General features: G+C 65.1%; 15 protein-coding genes. 13 read left to right on the forward strand and 2 right to left on the reverse strand.

Annotated elements, in window-relative coordinates:
* Nucleotides 1-1919: retention module-containing protein (locus AC3WL2_RS19470; RefSeq protein ID WP_146022581.1), on the reverse strand; the 1919-nt coding region annotated here is incomplete at its 3' end.
* 349 nt (nucleotides 1920-2268) lie between these two features.
* On the opposite strand from AC3WL2_RS19470, the gene AC3WL2_RS19475 reads away from it, so the two are divergent.
* The 7 genes from AC3WL2_RS19475 to AC3WL2_RS19505 all read left to right on the forward strand — a co-directional run bounded on the left by AC3WL2_RS19475 (nucleotide 2269) and on the right by AC3WL2_RS19505 (nucleotide 11103).
* Nucleotides 2269-3606 carry a TolC family outer membrane protein gene (locus AC3WL2_RS19475; RefSeq protein WP_102684990.1) on the forward strand — a complete coding sequence of 446 codons (1338 nt, stop codon included), beginning with the start codon at nucleotides 2269-2271 and terminating at the stop codon, nucleotides 3604-3606.
* Between the two features lie 44 nt (nucleotides 3607-3650).
* The gene (locus AC3WL2_RS19480; RefSeq protein WP_102684989.1) at nucleotides 3651-5807 is read left to right on the forward strand and encodes a type I secretion system permease/ATPase; all 2157 of its coding nucleotides are present in this window, start codon (nucleotides 3651-3653) and stop codon (nucleotides 5805-5807) included.
* A gap of 7 nt (nucleotides 5808-5814) precedes the next feature.
* Nucleotides 5815-7173 (forward strand): HlyD family type I secretion periplasmic adaptor subunit, encoded by a 1359-nt coding sequence (locus tag AC3WL2_RS19485; protein ID WP_173862469.1) that lies wholly within the window; start codon nucleotides 5815-5817, stop codon nucleotides 7171-7173.
* Nucleotides 7174-7417: 244 nt separating this feature from the next.
* The gene (locus AC3WL2_RS19490) at nucleotides 7418-8317 is read left to right on the forward strand and encodes a TauD/TfdA dioxygenase family protein (protein WP_102684987.1); all 900 of its coding nucleotides are present in this window, start codon (nucleotides 7418-7420) and stop codon (nucleotides 8315-8317) included.
* Nucleotides 8318-8335: 18 nt separating this feature from the next.
* Entirely contained in the window at nucleotides 8336-9355 is a 1020-nt protein-coding gene (locus AC3WL2_RS19495) for an ABC transporter substrate-binding protein (protein WP_102684986.1), read from the forward strand.
* 6 nt (nucleotides 9356-9361) lie between these two features.
* On the forward strand, nucleotides 9362-10225 hold the full coding sequence (locus tag AC3WL2_RS19500; protein WP_102684985.1) for an ABC transporter ATP-binding protein: 864 nt from the start codon (nucleotides 9362-9364) through the stop codon (nucleotides 10223-10225).
* A 14-nt stretch (nucleotides 10226-10239) separates the two neighbouring features.
* Complete coding sequence (locus AC3WL2_RS19505) at nucleotides 10240-11103, forward strand: ABC transporter permease (protein WP_102684984.1); 864 nt, start codon at nucleotides 10240-10242, stop codon at nucleotides 11101-11103.
* A 28-nt stretch (nucleotides 11104-11131) separates the two neighbouring features.
* On the opposite strand, the gene AC3WL2_RS19510 is transcribed toward AC3WL2_RS19505, so the two are convergent.
* On the reverse strand, nucleotides 11132-11689 hold the full coding sequence (locus AC3WL2_RS19510; protein WP_102684983.1) for a WYL domain-containing protein: 558 nt from the start codon (nucleotides 11687-11689) through the stop codon (nucleotides 11132-11134).
* 206 nt (nucleotides 11690-11895) lie between these two features.
* Between AC3WL2_RS19510 and AC3WL2_RS19515 the strand changes: the two genes are divergently transcribed.
* The 6 genes from AC3WL2_RS19515 (at nucleotide 11896) to AC3WL2_RS19540 (ending at nucleotide 17853) form a co-directional block, all read left to right on the forward strand.
* Nucleotides 11896-12708, forward strand: a complete 813-nt coding sequence (locus tag AC3WL2_RS19515) for a tetratricopeptide repeat protein (RefSeq protein ID WP_102684982.1) — start codon at nucleotides 11896-11898, stop codon at nucleotides 12706-12708.
* 127 nt (nucleotides 12709-12835) lie between these two features.
* A complete protein-coding gene (locus tag AC3WL2_RS19520; RefSeq protein WP_023630816.1) occupies nucleotides 12836-13273 on the forward strand; it encodes a MarR family winged helix-turn-helix transcriptional regulator in 438 nt (145 codons plus the stop codon).
* Nucleotides 13270-15357: an FUSC family protein gene (locus AC3WL2_RS19525; RefSeq protein ID WP_102684981.1), complete on the forward strand. Its 2088-nt coding sequence runs from the start codon at nucleotides 13270-13272 to the stop codon at nucleotides 15355-15357. Before AC3WL2_RS19520 ends, AC3WL2_RS19525 begins: the two co-directional genes overlap by 4 nt.
* The gene (locus AC3WL2_RS19530; protein WP_011531590.1) at nucleotides 15354-15566 is read left to right on the forward strand and encodes a DUF1656 domain-containing protein; all 213 of its coding nucleotides are present in this window, start codon (nucleotides 15354-15356) and stop codon (nucleotides 15564-15566) included. The genes AC3WL2_RS19525 and AC3WL2_RS19530 overlap by 4 nt, the downstream gene beginning before the upstream one ends.
* Complete coding sequence (locus AC3WL2_RS19535; RefSeq protein WP_102684980.1) at nucleotides 15563-16438, forward strand: efflux RND transporter periplasmic adaptor subunit; 876 nt, start codon at nucleotides 15563-15565, stop codon at nucleotides 16436-16438. The genes AC3WL2_RS19530 and AC3WL2_RS19535 overlap by 4 nt, the downstream gene beginning before the upstream one ends.
* The gene (locus tag AC3WL2_RS19540; protein ID WP_102684979.1) at nucleotides 16435-17853 is read left to right on the forward strand and encodes an efflux transporter outer membrane subunit; all 1419 of its coding nucleotides are present in this window, start codon (nucleotides 16435-16437) and stop codon (nucleotides 17851-17853) included. The genes AC3WL2_RS19535 and AC3WL2_RS19540 overlap by 4 nt, the downstream gene beginning before the upstream one ends.
* Nucleotides 17854-17961: the final 108 nt, after the last annotated feature.

The following is a 17961-nucleotide window of genomic DNA, read 5'->3' on the forward strand; positions in this document are numbered from 1 at the left end:
GTGATGGTGAAGGTGCCGCTGGTGCTGCCTGCCGGAATGGTGACCTTGGTGCCATCGGTCAGGGTGAAGGTCAGGCCATTATGGCCGTTGACCGGCAGACCCTGGGCATTGGTCAGGGTCACGGTGTAGGTGATCTGGCCACCTTCGGACACAGTGGTCTTGTCGGCAGTGAGGGTTGCGACCACTTCACTGACGGTGTCGGTGATCTGCACGGTGGCATCGCCACCCAACTGCAGGCTCTCGAAGGTCTTGCCCGCCACGCTGGCATCGGTCACGCCGAGGGTCACGGAGCCGGCGTCCTTGAATACGTCGTCGCCCTGGGCCGGCAGGCTGTAGGTGGCCTGGGTCTGGCCGGCGCTGATGACCACAGTGGCGCCATTGGACAGGGTCACGGTCAGGTCATGGTCGAGCTTCTGGCTGACCGATACAGTGAAGGTCGGCTGTTCGGCCTCGGTCACGTTGCCATTGCTGGCGATGCTGACGGTCACCGTGTCGATGCTGTCGCTGATCACGGTCTGGGTCGGCGTAGTGTCGGGTTCCAGCTTCTCGAAGTTGCCACCGGTGACACCAGTGATGCTGGTGCTGACCGTGCTGCCGTTGACGAATACGTCGTTAGCCGGGGTCTGGAAGTCGACGCTGCCAGTGCTTTCGCCGGCCTTGACGGTAATAGTCTGCCCATTGGACAGAGTGACGGTGACCGGAGTCTGGGCCGGGTTGGTCAGGGTCACGGTGTAGGTGATCACGCCACCTTCGGTCACGCTTGGGGTCGCGGTCAGGGTGGCGGTGGTAGTGTCGACGGAGTCGTTGATCTTCGTTTCCGCTGGTGTCGGGTTTGGCACCAGATTCTCGAAATTACCGCCCGTTGCCCCCGTGATCGTGGTGCTGACGGTGCTGCCATTGTTATAGACGTCGTTGGCCGGGGTCTGGAAATCGACGCTGCCTGACGACTTGCCGGCTTCGATGGTGACGGTCTGGCCATTGGACAGGGTGACGGTGACTGGGGTCTGGGCCGGGTTGGTCAGGGTCACGGTGTAGGTGATCACGCCACCTTCGGTCACGCTTGGGTTGGCGGTCAGCGTGGCAGTGGTGGTATCGATGGTGTCGGTGACCTCGGTCACCGCCGGCGTAGTGCTTGGCGTGACGATCAGGCCGTTGCCGCCGCTGGTTCCGGTGATGGTCGCGGAGATCTGGCCGCCATCGATGTAGGGCGTGTCGTTGGCCGGGACATTGACGTTGACGGTGCCGGTGGTCTGGCCCGCCGGGATCACGATGACAGCGCCATTGGACAGGGTCACGGTCAGGTTGGTCAGCGGTGGCTGGCCTACGGTGGCGGTATAGACAATTACGCCACCCGCCTCGGTGATCGTGGGAGTGGCGCTGAGAGTCAGGCCTGTGGTGAGCGGGGCGTTGGTGGTGTTGGTACTGGCGTTGTTGCCGTCCAGCCCGCCCTGCTCATCAATACCCAGCCCGTTGGCAAAGCCTATTGGGCCGGTGGGGAAGCCGATGGTCGGGTCGACCACCCCGGCGGTTTCCTGGAGCAGGACGAAGCTATGCCCGCCGCCTACCGAACCGCCGCCTGCCGCGGCCGGGCCGGCTGCGGTGGCCTCCAGTTCGGTGGTCGGGTCGACGCCGGCGGCGATGGCTTGTTGCAGCTCCTCGACCGAGGGCGCCGCCTGGGCGGTGGCCTGGCTCAGGTCGATGCTGCTGTCGGGGGCGTCGGCATTCCACTGGGTGTCGCGACCGAGGTCGAGCAGACGGCCGTCGGCCAGCTCCAGAGTGACCGCGCCGCCAGTGCCGGTGTCTACCTGTTCACCGGCAAGCAGGCGATCGCCTTCGATCAGTACGCGCCGGATGCCTTCTGGGGAAACTGCGATGACTTGGCCAACAATGCTTTTGACGATGGCAACAACAGTGCTCATTGGACTCTCCGGACTACCCGTTCAGTTGGCTTCCATGCCCGGCCGGCATACGAAGGCGGCGACTGATGGAATGTTTCAATAATGTTTTTGACGCATAATTGCGTCAATTTTACGTCTATAATTTCTGGCTATTAAGTTTATGCCAAACTATTGACCTTCTGGCTGCCATCCTAAACAATCGCCAAGGTAATGTCACATTGATATTTGGCCAGCCAAGCCCTTTCTTTTGTATTAATCCGCACTGCCTATTCGGAAGCTTCCTACATACAGATCAGGGTTCGCCATTTTCCAAGGCAGGCACGGCTTCGATTGTGATTTGGGACAACAGCTCTCTCGGGAACCAGTAAAAATGCGTGCGTCACTGTTCACCGCTCTTCCTTTCGCTCTCGCCGCCTCTTTCGCTCAAGCACAAACCTTGCCTGAAGCCATGCAGAAGGCCCTCGAGGTACACCCGGAAATCCAGGCCGGCGTGAACGCCCGTACGGCTGCGGATTACCAACTGCGTGCAGCCCAGGGCGGCTATTTGCCGCGGGTCGATGTGACGGCCGGTTATGGCCGCGAGGGCACCGACAGCCCAAGCACCCGCAACCGCTGGGAGACGCTCAACCGTGGCGAATCGGCGATCCGCCTGCGGCAGATGGTCTTTGACGGTTTTGCCACCTCCAGCGAGGTCGGGCGTCAACAAGCCACCGTCAACGCTCGCGCCTATTCATTGCTGGGCACCTCCGAGCGTACCGCGCTGACCGTCGCCCAGGTCTACCTGGACGTCCTGTCGCGCCGTGAGATGGTGCGCCTGGCCGAAGAAAACCTGCGCAACCATGAGCGCATCCTCGACCAGATCAAGTTGCGCACCAGCCGTGGCGTAGGCCGCATGGCCGACCTCGACCAGGCTGAAGCGCGCCAGGCCCAGGCCCGCAACAACCTGATCACCGAGCAGACCAACCTGGCCGATGCCAACACCAACTACCTGAGCGTCGTCGGGCAAATGCCCGACGAGTTAAGCACGCCCGCGCCATTTGTCGACCTGCTGCCGGCCACCCTCGAAGAGGCGCGTCACCAACTGGTCGAAGAGAGCCCGATCCTGCGTTCGGCCGAGTCGGACATCGCGGCTGCCGAGAAGCAATACGAAGCGGCAAAGTCTACTTTCTATCCGCGTTTCGATGCCGAACTCGGACGAACGGCCGACAACAACCTCGACGGCGCGGTGGGCCACAACAACGAGTGGCAGGCCATGCTGCGCATGAACTTCAACCTGTACGCCGGCGGCAGCAACAAGGCGGACCTGGAATCGAAGTCGTATCTGGCCAACCAGGCCCTGGACATTCGCAACAACGCCTTGCGCCAGCTCAATGAGGAGTTAGGCTTGGCATGGAATGCTCTGGAAAACGCCAACGCCCAGGTGCCGATCGCCCAGCAGTACGTCGATCACAGCAACCGGGTGCGCAGCGCCTACCAACAGCAGTTCGGCCTGGGCGAGCGAACCCTGCTCGACTTGCTCGACAGCGAGAATGAAACCTTCACCGCCCAGCGTCGTCTGGTAGAGGTGAAGAACATACAAATGTTTACTCAGTACCGAATCAAGGCGACCATTGGCCAGCTGCTCAAGAGCCAGGGTGTCGTAGCCCCGATGGCCACCGTTGTGCAGAACGACCTGAAACCCAAGGTGAACCTGCCAGGCATGAACTGAAAGGCGCCTTGAACCCACCCCCGCAAGGATGAAGAGAGCGCCGCGTGGAATCCGAAGTCAGTCGAGTCCAACTCAGCCACGATCCACGCAGTCAGCATGACGACCCGCTGCTGGACAGTCTGCTGACCCTGTGTGTCCTGCATCAGAAGCCCGCCAGCCGGGCCATGCTGACCACCGGGCTGCCCTTGCCCTCGCAACGCCTGACCGCCGAGCTGCTGCCGCGTGCGGCCGCCCGGGCCGGGCTGCAGGGGCGCCTGTTGCAGCGCAAGCTGGAGCAGATACCCAGCATCGCCATGCCGGCGATGCTGCTGCTCAAGGAAGGCCGCTGCGCGGTGCTGCTGGGTTGGGAAAACGAGGACACCGCGCGGCTGCTGCTCAGCGAGAGCGACGGCGGCGAAGTGCATGTCACCCGTGAGGCGTTGCAGGGCGACTACAGCGGCAAGGTGTTCTTCGCCCAGCCCCAGCACAAGTTCGACGTCAACCACGGCAACCTGATCCCACGCGCGCGCTCCTGGTTCCGCGACACGCTGCTGCGCAGCAAATGGCTGTACATCGATGCCATCGCCGCCAGCCTGGTGATCAACCTGATCGCCCTGGCCGCGCCGCTGTTCGTGATGAACGTGTACGACCGCGTCGTGCCCAACCAGGCCACCTCGACGCTATGGGTGCTGGCGGTGGGTATCGCCGGGGCCTATGTCTTCGACCTGGTTCTGAAGGGGCTGCGCAGTCTCTGTCTGGACCTGGCCGGCAAGAAGACCGACCTGATCATCTCGGCGACGCTGTTCGAGCGCATCGTCGGCATGGCCATGAAGTACCGCCCGGCGCGGGTCGGCAGCTTTGCCCAGAACATCCATGAGTTCCAGGGCCTGCGCGACTTTCTCGCCTCGCTGACGCTGACCAGCCTGATCGACCTGCCGTTCACCCTGCTGATCCTGATGGTCATCGCCATCATCGGCGGGCACCTGGTGTGGATCCCGGTCCTTGCCTTCCCCTTGGCCTTGGGTATCGGCTACGCGTTGCAGAAGCCGCTGATGGCGACCATGGAACGCACCATGGCCCTGGCCTCCGAGCGCCAGTCGAGCCTGATCGAGACCTTGGCCGGCTTGGACGGGATCAAGGTCAACAACGCCGAGAGCGAGCGCCAGTACATGTGGGAGCAGACCCTCGGCACCCTCAGCCGCCTGGAACTGCGGGTCAAGGTGCTGTCGGGCCTGGCCATGAACATCACCCTGCTGATCCAGCAGTTGGCCGGCGTGGCGATGATCTGCGTGGGCGTGTACCTGATCATCGACGGCAACCTCAGCATGGGCGGCCTGGTGGCCTGCTACATGCTCAGCGGTCGCGCCCTTGGCCCGCTGGGCTCGCTGAACGGCCTGCTGGCCCGCTACCAGCAAGCCAAGGTGACCATGGTCGCCACCGACCAGATGATGGAACTGCCCCAGGAGCGCAACTTCGAGGAGCGCCCGCTGAGCCGCCAGGTGCTGCAGGGCGCCATCGAGTTCCGCGGCGTCGAGTTCACCTACCCGAACCAGCAGAACCAGGCGCTCAAGGGCATCAACCTGAACATCCGCCCAGGCGAGAAGGTCGGCATCATCGGCCGCAGCGGCTCGGGCAAGAGCTCGCTGGCCAAGCTGATCGTCGGCCTGTACGAGCCGGACAACGGCTCGCTGTTGGTCGATGGCGTGGACATCCGCCAGATCGACGTCAGCGAACTGCGCCACAACATCGGCTATGTGCCCCAGGATATCCAACTGCTGGCCGGCACCCTGCGCGACAACCTGGTCAGTGGCGCCCGCTACATCGAGGACGAGCTGATTTTGCAGGCCGCTGAGTTGGCCGGCGTGCACGAATTCGCCCGCCTGCACCCCGACGGCTACGAGTTGCAGGTCGGCGAGCGCGGGCAGAACCTCTCCGGTGGCCAGCGGCAGAACGTCGCCCTGGGGCGGGCGCTGCTGCTCAACCCGCAGATCCTGCTGCTCGACGAACCCACCAGCGCCATGGACAACACCGGTGAGGAGCGCCTCAAACAGCGCCTGGCCGCGGTCATCGAGAACAAGACCGTGCTGCTGGTCACCCACCGGGCATCGCTGCTGTCGCTGGTGGACCGGTTGATCGTCATCGATCGTGGACAGATCGTCGCGGATGGCCCGAAAGCCGCCGTCATGGATGCGCTGAAGAAGGGGCAGATCAGTGTTGCATAAGCTGGATATGGGGCGTTTCAAGGACAACCTGCGCCGCTACTTCAAGGGCTCCGAGTCGCTGGCCGGGCAGCCGCTGCCCGAGGTCAACAAGGCGCTGATCGAGGACGCGCCGCGAGTGGTGCGCCTGACCATCTGGGGGGTGATCGCGTTCTTCCTGTTTCTCATCGTCTGGGCCAGCGTCGCGCCCATCGACGAGGTGACGCGCGGGGAGGGCAAGGCCATCCCGTCGTCCAAGGTGCAGAAGATCCAGAACCTCGAAGGCGGCATCGTTGCCGAGATCTTCGCCAAGGAGGGGGAGATCGTTGAAGTCGGCCAGCCGCTGCTGCGTCTGGACGAGACCCGCTTTGCCTCCAATGTCGACGAGACCGAGGCTTCGCGTCTGGCCATGGCCTTGCGCGTGCAGCGCCTCACGGCCGAGGTCGAGGACAAGCCGCTGCAGATCGACGAAGAGCTGCGCAAGGCCGCGCCGAGCCAGGCCGCCAACGAGCAATCGCTGTACCAGAGCCGTCGCCAGCAGTTGCAGGATGAGATCGGCGGCCTGCAGCAGCAGTTGGTGCAGAAGCAGCAGGAGCTGCGCGAGTTCAACTCCAAGCGCGCCCAGTACGCCAACAGCCTGCAGCTGTTGCGCCAGGAAATCTCGATGTCCGAGCCACTGGTGGCTCAGGGTGCTATTTCCCAGGTCGAGGTGCTGCGCCTGCGCCGCGCCGAAGTCGAGAACCGGGGCCAGATGGACTCCACCACCCTGGCCATCCCGCGGGCCGAGGCGGCGATCAAGGAGGTCGAGAGCAAGATCGAGGAGACCCGCGGCAAGTTCCGCAGCGAGGCGCTGACCCAGCTCAACGAGGCCCGTACCGAGCTGAACAAGGCCACCGCCACCAGCAAGGCGCTGGACGACCGCGTGCACCGCACCATGGTCATCTCGCCGGTGCGCGGTATCGTCAAGCAGCTGCTGGTCAACACCATCGGCGGCGTGATCCAGCCGGGCAGCGACATCATCGAGATCGTGCCGCTGGACGACACCCTGGTGGTCGAGGCGAAGATCCTGCCCAAGGACATCGCCTTCCTGCACCCGGGCCAGGAAGCCACGGTCAAGTTCACCGCCTATGACTACACCATCTACGGCGGGATGAAGGCCAAGCTCGAGCAGATCGGTGCCGACACCATCACCGACGAAGACAAGAAGACCACCTATTACCTGATCAAGCTGCGTACCGAGAAGAGTCACCTGGGCACCGACGAGAAGCCGCTGCTGATCATCCCGGGGATGGTGGCCACGGTGGATATCATGACCGGCAAGAAGACCATCATGAGCTACCTGCTCAAGCCGATCATCAAGGCCCGTTCGGAAGCCTTGCGCGAGCGTTGATCGCGCGCGGGAGCGGGGCAAGCTCGCTCCCGCGCTTTGCCTTTTGCTGTTTGCGCGGGGCTGAGCATATTCATATGAATATGCAATAAAGATATTTAAATTACTGTTCTTATGACTTTATAGTCACCCCACTGCGTACCCGCTGACCAATCGGCGCGCCGCACGACTCGAACCCACACGGGCAATCCCCGTGCGTTTCCGATCGTTGCGCGCCCTGGAGTCGCGCACTGCGTGGGAGTGAACAATGCCAGCCGCCTCGAACGCCTTGTCGACCATCGACAGCGCCCAACCGCAAACCTTCGACATCCGCTCGTTCCCCGGCGCCGTTGGCGCCGAGATCATCGGCCTCGACCTGAGCCGTCCGGTCAATGCCGAGGATTTCACCCGCATTCACCGCGCCCACCTGGACCACCATGTCCTGGTGTTTCGCGACCAGCGCATCACCCCTGAACAACAGATCGCCTTCAGCCGCCGGTTCGGCGAACTGCAGATCCATGTGCTCAAGCAGTTCCTGCTCACCGGCCATCCCGAGATCCTGATCGTGTCCAACATCGTCGAGAACGGTCGCAACGTCGGACTGGGCGACGCCGGCAAGTTCTGGCACTCGGACCTGTCGTACAAGGAACTGCCGAGCCTGGGCTCGATGCTGCACGCCCAGGAGCTGCCCAGCGAGGGCGGCGACACCTTGTTCGCCGACATGCACAAGGCCTGGGACGCGGTGCCCGAAGCCCTGCGCCGGGTCGTCGAGGGCCGCAGTGCCGCCCATTCCTATACCGCCCGCTACGCCGAGACCAAGTTCGAAGGCAACTGGCGCCCGACGCTGACCGCCGAGCAACTGGCCCAGGTCCAGGAGGTCATCCACCCGGTGGTGCGTACTCATCCGGAGAACGGCCGCAAGGCGCTGTTCGTCAGCGAAGGCTTCACCACCCGTATCGTCGGCCTGCCGGATGACGAAAGCCGCGACGTGCTGCAACAGCTGTACGCCCTGAGCGTGCTGGAGCAGAACCTCTACCGCCATCAATGGCAGCCCCACGACCTGGTGTTCTGGGACAACCGCTCGCTGATCCACCTGGCCACCGGTTGCCCCGCGCACCTGCGCCGCAAGCTGTACCGCACCACCATCCAGGGCGATGCCCCGTTCTGACGACTGAGGAAATACACCATGCGCAAATCCATCAGCCGCCTGGCGGCAAGTATCGGCCTGGGCGCCAGCCTGGTTGTTGGCAGTCTGGCGGCGCCCACCGTGGCTCACGCCGAAGGGCAGATCCGCATCGCCGAGCAGTTCGGCATCGTCTACCTGCTGCTCAACGTGGTCCGTGACCAGCAACTGATCGAGAAGCACGGCAAGGAGCAGGGTCTCGACATCAAGGTCGACTGGGCCCAGCTCTCCGGTGGCGCGGCGATCAACGACGCGTTGCTGTCCGGCTCGGTGGACATCGCCGGCGCCGGCGTCGGGCCGCTGCTCACCGTGTGGGATCGCACCAAGGGCCGCCAGAACGTCAAGGCCGTTGCCTCACTGGGCAACTTCCCCTACTACCTGGTCAGCAGCAATCCCAATGTGAAGACCATCGCTGATATTTCCGAGAAAGATCGTATCGCCGTCCCAGCGGTGGGGGTTTCGGTGCAGTCGCGCTTCCTGCAGTATGCCGCCGCACGGCAGTGGGGCGACAAGGAATACAACCGCCTGGACAAGTACACCCTGGCCGTGCCGCACCCGGACGCCACTGCGGCCTTGCTGGCCGGCGGCACCGAGCTTAACGGGCACTTCTCCAACCCGCCGTTCCAGGACCAGGTACTGGCCAACAAGAACGTGCACGTGGTGCTCAACAGCTACGACCTGCTCGGCCCCAACTCACCGACCCTGCTGTTCGCCACCGAGAAATTCCGCAAGGACAATCCCAAGACCTACAAGGCCTTCGTTGATGCCCTTGCCGAAGCCGCCGACTTCGCCCAGAAAGACAAGGCCGCCGCGGCCGATACCTACATCCGCGTGACCAAGGCCAAGATCGACCGCGAGACGCTGATCAAGCTGATCGACAATCCGCAGTACGAATTCACCGTCACTCCGAAGAACACCTACAAGCTGGCCGAGTTCCTCTACCGGGTCGGCGCGATCAAGCACAAACCCGAATCGTGGAAGGACTATTTCTTCCAGGATGAACGCCCGCTGCAAGGGAGCTGACCGCCAATGACCGCCCCATTGCCAGGCCACGCGGCCAGCACCCTGAGCCGTGTCGCCACGCCACCGCTGCTGGCGGTGGACAACCTGAGCCTCGAATACCGCACTGCCCAACGCGTGGTGCGGGCCACCCATCAAGTCAGCTTCGAAGTCGACCGCGCCGACCGTTTCGTCCTGCTCGGCCCGTCCGGCTGCGGCAAGTCCACCTTGCTCAAGGCCGTGGCTGGCTTCATCGAGCCCCGGGAAGGGCGGATCCTGCTGCAGGGCCAGCCGGTGCGCGGCCCTGGGCCCGACCGCATCGTGGTGTTCCAGGAATTCGACCAGCTGCCGCCCTGGAAGACGGTGAAGCAGAACGTGATGTTCCCGCTGCTGGTGTCCGGCCAGCTCAAGCGCGCCGAGGCCGAAGAGCGGGCGCTGCATTACCTGGAGAAGGTCGGCCTGGCCGCCTTCGCCGACGCATACCCCCATACCTTGTCCGGCGGCATGAAAGCCCGCGTGGCGATCGCCCGGGCACTGGCCACGCAACCGAAGATCCTGTTGATGGACGAGCCGTTCGCCGCGCTCGATGCGCTCACCCGGCGCAAGATGCAGGAGGAGCTGCTGCTGCTGTGGGAGGAGGTGCGTTTCACCCTGTTGTTCGTCACCCATTCCATCGAAGAGGCGCTGGTGGTGGGCAACCGCATCCTGCTGTTGTCGCCGCATCCCGGGCGCGTGCGGGCCGAGGTGCACAGCCATCAGTACGACCTCGGCAGCCTCGGCGCCAGCGACTTCCAGGCCAGTGCCCGACGCATCCACCGGTTGCTGTTCGACGAGGCCGACGCCCCGCAAAACGCGGGTGATCTGGGTTTCAACGATATCCGTATTGCCTACTGAACAGGAGCCATTACATGACCACGACACCTGTACGCCAGGAATACGAAGTGCTGTTGCAACCCCTGCCCGGAGTGCCGCTGGAACGCGCGCTGCCGCTGGTGCAACGGTTGTGGCAACAGGGTTGGCTGCGCAAGGCTGTGATCCTGATACTGCTCGCGGCGGCCTGGGAGGCGGTGGCTCGCTACACCGGCAACGACCTGCTGCTGCCGGGCTTCCTGCAGACCTCCAGCGCATTGTGGGGCGGGCTGCTCAGCGGCGAGCTGCCAGCCAAGGTCGGCGTTTCGCTGGTGGTGCTGCTCAAGGGCTATGTGCTGGGCATCGTCCTGGCATTCGGCCTGACCAGCCTGGCCGTCTCGACGCAGCTGGGGCGCGACCTGCTGGGCACGCTGACCTCGATGTTCAACCCGCTGCCGGCCATAGCCCTGCTGCCGCTGGCCTTGCTCTGGTTCGGCCTGGGCGACAACAGCCTGATCTTTGTGCTGGTGCACTCGGTGCTATGGGCGCTGGCGCTGAACACCTACGCAGGCTTTCTCGGTGTGTCCGAGACCCTGCGCATGGCCGGGCGCAACTACGGGCTGCGCGGCCTGCGTCTGGTGTTGCACATTCTGGTGCCAGCGGCGCTGCCGTCGATCCTGTCGGGGCTGAAGATTGGCTGGGCTTTCGCCTGGCGCACGCTGATCGCCGCCGAGCTTGTGTTTGGCGCGAGCAGTGGCAAAGGCGGGCTTGGCTGGTACATCTTCCAGAACCGCAACGAGTTGTACACCGACAAGGTGTTCGCCGGGCTGGCGGTGGTGATCCTGATCGGCCTGTTGGTGGAGGGGCTGGTGTTCAACACCCTCGAACGGCTGACCGTGCGGCGCTGGGGGATGCAGCGCTAGATATCCGGCCCCGCGATTGGGCCTCCAGTCATTCCAGGTATTGCGCCGCCGCACTGGCCAATGTCCGCGCAATCTCCTCGCGCAATGCCTGCGGCGCTTCCACCACCAGCCCATCCCCCTGGCTCAGCAACCACCAGCGCAAGGGCCAGCCATCCGCCACGGTTGCCCGCAATCGGTGCCCCTGATCCAGCGCGGTCAACTGCATGTCCGCGGTCAGCGGCGTCTCGCGCAGACGGCGAGCCAGCAAGTCGCTGATCCACGCCTGCAGTTCGATGCCTTCCCCTTGGCCAGGCTGCAACGTATCGCCGCGCAAATACCCCTGCAGGTCGAAGTTCCCACGCAACTCGCCGCCGGCGTTGGCTGACCAGTGCCAGCCGAACGGGATGCTCTTGTCATTGCGCTCCAGCGGAAAGATCAGCGACAGCTCGTTGAGGTCGCGCTCGACCGTGCGCTTGCTGACATTGAAGCCCACGTCACGCAGGCGCCACACCAGTTCGGCACTGGTGATCCCGGGAGAGCGGCTGGGTAGCTGGCGCAGCAATGCCCATTGGCGGCTGAGGGTGGCGCGGGTGGTGGCGAACGGCAAAAGGAAACGTCCTTGTCTAGGCTTGCCGGCATAGGATGGCGGCACGGGCAGGGCATGGCAATTGGCCACAGCCTGCTCAGATCAAGGAAGATGCATTTGGTTGCCTGGGATCAATTCGTTCGCGACAGGTTTTGTCGTGGCATCGCGCAGAATCACGCCTCACCACAGTGGAGGTTGGAGCTGTGGGTCGTTCAATGAGGATGAACATGTCTGCCGCCAGCAATATCCATTCGCTGCTTGCCCGGCTTCTACCCGAGCGGATCGTTCCGGCGCCGGCCCGCCCCGGGCAGCGCCACCGGCTGTTCGCCGGGGTGGGCATGCCCGCCCAGCAGGCCCTGAGCGGCGAGCGCTTTGGCCTGATCGACCGCCTGGACGAGGCAGTCGACCTGCAGGCGGTCTACCACGACCTCTGCCGCCAGGCCCTGCTGGGCAATGTCGCGGCGCTCAATGACCTGGGCTGGATCTGGCTCAATGGCAAATACTGGCGCGGCGACACGGTGCTGGCGGGGCACCTGTTGCGCATGGCGGCGTTGCAGGGCAATGCTGCGGCCTGGTTCAACCTTGGGCAGCAGCAGTACTTCGGCAAGGGCGTGGATGTTTCCTACGTCAATGCGGCCGAATACTACCGCCATGCTTTCGAGCGGGGCATGGTGCATGCCGCCGCGGCGCTGGGCGATCTGTACGAGGAGGAGGTGTGCGAGGGCGACCAGGTGTGGCAGGTCGATCCGCTCGAGGCCTACCAATGGTTCCTGCGCGGCGCCGAGCGTGGTGAGAAGCGCTGTCGCTTCGAGGTGGGCTACCGATTGCTGCATGGCGTGTATGTGGAGGCTGACACCAAGGCCGGCCTGTACTGGCTGGAACTGGCGGCGGCGACCGGGGTGATGCAGGCCGCCGAGGAGCTGGCGGTGCATTTCAGCAGCCGCGACGCGGCGCGCTACCTGGGCTGGCGCGACCAGGCGATCCAGCTGGGCAGCACGCTGGCGCTGACCATGAAGCTGGAAGACCAGATCCAGCCTTGAGCGCAGCGTGCCTGCAGGGATCATGAACAACCTTTCATCTTTGCCCTCCGTCACCTGCGGTTGACGACAGGGGGAGGGCAGGGCGTATATTGATAGTTAGCAAACTATGAATATCCTCGGTTCTCACATGTCCCTCGACGCACTGCACCTGAAGATCAGCAGCGGCATGGTTGTGGCTGCCCGGCACTGGCGCCGCCTGTGTCAGGGCGCCCTGACCGGCTATGGCATTTCCGAAGCCTGCGCCGTCCCCTTGCTGATGATCGTGCGCCTGGGCGATGGCGTGCATCAGGTGGCGGTGGCCCAGGCGGCCGGGTTGGAAAGCCCGTCGCTGGTGCGCCTGCTCGACCAACTGTGCAAGGCTGGCCTGGTATGCCGCAGCGAGGACCCTCTGGACCGTCGTGCCAAGGCGCTGAGCCTGACCGTCGAGGGCCGCGCCCTGGCCGAGTCCATCGAAGGCGAGCTGGTACGCCTGCGTCGTGAGGTGCTTGGAGGCATCGACCAGGCCGACCTGGAGGCCACCTTGCGGGTCATCCATGCCTTCGAACAGGCAGGCCTGCAGCCATGAATGGCTTCTTCAGCTCGGTCCCGCCGGCCCGCGACTGGTTCTACGGCGTGCGCACCTTCGCCGCGTCGATGATTGCCCTGTATATCGCTCTGCTGATGCAGCTGCCACGCCCTTACTGGGCCATGGCCACGGTCTATATCGTCTCCAGCCCATTCCTCGGCCCGACCACCTCCAAGGCGCTGTACCGCGCCCTGGGCACACTGCTGGGCGCAGGTGGGGCAATCCTGCTGGTGCCGCCGCTGGTGCAATCCCCGCTGCTGCTGAGCATCGCCATCGCCCTGTGGACCGGCACGTTGCTGTTCCTCTCGCTGAACTTGCGCACGGCCAACAACTACGTGCTGATGCTGGCCGGCTACACCCTGCCGATGATCGCCCTGGCGGTGGTCGACAACCCGCTGGCAGTGTTCGACGTGGCCTCGTCCCGGGCCCAGGAAATCTGCCTGGGGATCGTTTGTGCGGCGGTGGTTGGCGCGGTGTTCTGGCCGCGCCGGCTGGCGCCCGTGGTGGTCGGCGCCACCGGCAGCTGGTTCGGCGAGGCGATCCGCTACTGCGACACCTACCTGGCCCGCGAAGCCGGCGCCGACAAGGTCGGCGGCATGCGTGGCGCGATGGTCGCCACCTTCAACTCGCTGGAGCTGATGATCGGCCAGCTCGGCCATGAAGGCGCCGGCCCGCATACCTTGAAGAACGCCCGCGAATTGCGCGGGCGGATGATCCATCTGCTGCCGGTGATCGACGCGCTCGACGATGCCCTGATCGCCCTTGAAGGTCGCGCCCCGGCGCAGTTCGCGCTGCTGCAACCGGTGCTGGGCAGCGCCCGTGAATGGCTCGAAGGCACCGCCGACAGCGCCTCGGTGGCACGCTGGACCGCCCTGCACGAGCAGATCGACCGCCTGCAGCCGGGCGCCGCCGCCCTCGACCAGCGCTCTGAGCTGCTGCTGTCCAACGCCCTCTATCGCCTGACCGAATGGGCCGACCTCTGGCAGGACTGCTGCAGCCTGCAGCACGCCCTGCGCAAGGACGACGCCACGCCCTGGCGCGCGGTCTACCGTCACTGGCGCCTGGGCCGGTTGACACCGTTCTTCGACCGCGGCCTGATGCTCTACTCGGTGTTTTCCACGGTCACCGCCATCGTCGTCGCCTGCGGCCTGTGGATCGGCCTGGGCTGGAACGACGGCGCCAGCGCGGTGATCCTCGCCGCCGTGTCGTGCAGTTTCTTCGCCGCCATGGACGACCCGGCGCCGCAGATCTACCGGTTCTTCTTCTGGACCCTGATGTCGGTGATCTTCTCCAGCCTGTATCTGTTCCTGGTGCTGCCCAACCTGCACGACTTCGCCATGCTGGTGCTGGCCTTCGCCGTGCCGTTCATCTGCGTCGGCACCCTGACCGTGCAGCCGCGTTTCTACCTCGGTACCTTGCTGACCATCGTCAACACCTCGACCTTCATCAGCATCCAGGGCGCCTACGACGCCGACTTCTTCACCTTCCTCAATTCCAACCTGGCCGGCCCCGTGGGGCTGCTGTTCGCCTTCATCTGGACCCTGGTGGTACGCCCGTTCGGCGTGGAGCTGGCGGCCAAGCGCATGACCCGCTTTGCCTGGCGCGATATCGTCGAGATGACTGCGCCGGCCACCCTGGCCGAGCACCGCCAGGTCGGGGTGCAGATGCTCGACCGCCTGATGCAGCACCTGCCACGCCTGTCGCAGACCGGCCAGGACAGCGGCGTGGCCCTGCGCGACCTGCGCGTGGGCCTGAACCTGCTCGACCTGCTGGCCTACATGCCCCGCGCCGGCGCCCAGGCTCGCGAGCGCCTGCAGACGGTGATCGAGGAAGTCGGCGCGCACTACGCCGCCTGCCTGCGCGCCGGCGAGCGCCTGCATGCCCCGGCGGCACTGCTGCGCAACATGGAGCGCGCGCGCCAGGCGCTGAACCTCGATGAGCTTTACGAGCGCGGCGATGCCCGCACCCACCTGCTGCACGCCCTGGCCGGTTTGCGCCTGGCGCTGCTGCCAGGTGTCGAGGTGATGCTCGAGCCCGCCGAACAAACGCAACTGCCCCCGGGCCTCGACGGAGCACCCCTGTGATCGGTGAACTGGATATCAGCGGGGTGTTCCTGCCCACGCTGCTGGTGATGATGTTTGGCACCTACCTGTTGTACCTGGGGGTGCACGCGGTGCTGGTGCGCCTGCATTTCTACCGCCTGGTCTGGCACCGGGCGCTGTTCAACGTTGCCCTGTATGCCGTGCTGCTTGGCGCGGTGGACCACTTTTGCCGAAGCCTGATGCTGCCATGAAAAAACCTTTGCTGACCCTGGGCCGCGTGGTCCTGACCTTGCTGGTAGTGACCTTCGCCGCCGTGCTCGTGTGGCAGATGGTGGTGTACTACATGTTCGCCCCCTGGACCCGCGACGGTCATATCCGCGCTGACGTGATCCAGATCGCCCCGGATGTTTCCGGGCTGATCCAGCAGGTCGAGGTGCGCGACAACCAGACCATCAAGCGCGGTGACGTGCTGTTTACCATCGACCAGGACCGTTTCACCCTGGCCCTGCGCCAGGCCAAGGCAACCCTGGCCGAGCGCCAGGAAACCCTGGCCCAGGCCTCCCGCGAGGCCCAGCGCAACCGCAAGCTGGGCAACCTGGTGGCGGCCGAGCAGCTTGAAGAGAGCCAGTCCCGCGAGGCCCGCGCCCGCTCGGCGGTGAGTGAGGCCCAGGTGCAGGTGGATGTGGCCCAGCTCAATCTCGACCGCTCGGTGGTGCGTAGCCCGGTGGACGGCTATCTCAATGACCGCGCCCCGCGCGCCCACGAGTTCGTCAGCGCCGGGCGCCCGGTGTTGTCGGTGGTCGACAGCGCCTCGTACCACGTCGATGGCTACTTCGAGGAAACCAAGCTGGGCGGGATCCATATCGGCGACGCCGTGGATATCCGTGTAATGGGCGACCCCACCCGCCTGCGCGGCCGGGTGCAGAGCCTCTCCGCCGGTATCGAGGACCGCGACCGCAGCAGCGGCGCCAACCTGCTGCCCAACGTCAACCCGGCGTTCAGTTGGGTGCGCCTGGCCCAGCGGATCCCGGTACGCATCACCTTCGATGAAGTGCCGGCGGACTTTCGCATGATCGCTGGGCGTACCGCCACGGTGTCGATCATCGAGGACCAACGCCCATGAAACAGTTGATCCTGGCGGGGCTGTGCCTGTCCCTCGGCGCCTGCATGATGGTCGGCCCGGACTACCAGCTGCCCAAGGAGGCCGCCGTGCAGCGCGGCGACCTCAACGGCCCGCTGCGCCAGGACGCCGATAGCGTGGTCTCGGCGCCGGTGCCTGAGGACTGGTGGCAGCTGTATCAGGATCAACGGCTCAACCAGCTGGTGCGCGAGGCGCTCGGCGCCAACACCGAGCTGCGCGTGGCTGCCGCCAACATCGCCAAGGCCCGCGCCCAGGTGGAGGTGGCCGAATCGCAGGGTGGCTTCAATGGTGGCGTCAAGCTGGGTGCCCAGCGCCTGCAGGAGTCCGGCGAAGCGTTCCTGCTGCCGGAGAAAGTGCCGGTGGCCAACATCGGCGAGGCGATCATCAGCGCCAGCTACCAGTTCGACCTGTGGGGCACCTTCAAGCGCGGCACCGAGGCCGCCAAGGCCAATGCCGATGCCGTGCAGGCCGCTGCCGACACCGCGCGCATCACCCTGGTGGCCGATGTGGTCAAGGCCTATACCCAGGTGTGCTCGGCCAACGAGGAATACCACATCGCCCGCGAGTCGCTGGACCTGCAGCAGCAGGGCGTGCAGCTGACCCAGCGCCTGCGCGATGCCGGGCGTGGCGACGAGACCCAGGTCACCCGTTCGCAGACCCAGTTCAAGTCGCTGCGCGCCGAGCTGCCGCGCTTCAAGGCCGAGCGTGAGGCTGGCCTCTACACCCTCGCCGCGTTGCTGGCCAAGCCTGTCGAACAATTGCCTGCCGGCACCGCCGATTGCGCCGAGCTGCCTCAGCTGTCGCAACTGGTTCCGGTCGGTGACGGCGCGGCCTTGCTCAAGCGTCGCCCCGATGTGCGCCAGGCCGAACGCCAGCTGGCGGCAGCCACCGCCAGCATCGGGGTGGCCACTGGCGCGCTGTACCCGGATATCAGCATCGGCGCCCAGGTAGGCACCATCGGCATCCTCGACAACCTCGGTGAGCCGGCCACCAACCGCTGGGGCTTCGGCCCGCAGGTCAGCTGGAACATCCCCACCAATGGCACTCGCGCGCGCATCCGCATGGCCGAAGCCTCGACCCAGGCGGCGCTGGCGCATTTCGACGGGGTGGTACTCAACGCCATTCGCGAAACCCAGACCCGCCTGGCGCAGTACAGCGCGCTGCTGGATCGGCGCGACGCGCTGGCCGAGGCGGAGCGCTCCGCCAAGGAGTCGGCGGACCAGACCCACATGCGCTATCAGGTAGGGCGTGAGTCGTTCCTGGCCGACCTGCAGGCGACGCGGACCTACACCGATGTACGGGCGCAGCTGGCGGCGGCCAACAGCCAGGTGGCAATGGGGCAGATTGGCGTGTTCCTGGCCTTGGGCGGCGGATGGAAAAGCAGTGCCAGACCTTGAGGAAGAGCGTGGGAGCGGCGATGCGTCGACCCGACTTGTCCCGCGATACCGGCGAAGCCGGTGCTATCCATCGCGGGGTAAGTCGGGTCGACGCATCGCCGCTCCCAC

The organism is Pseudomonas sp. FW305-96, assembly GCF_058783825.1.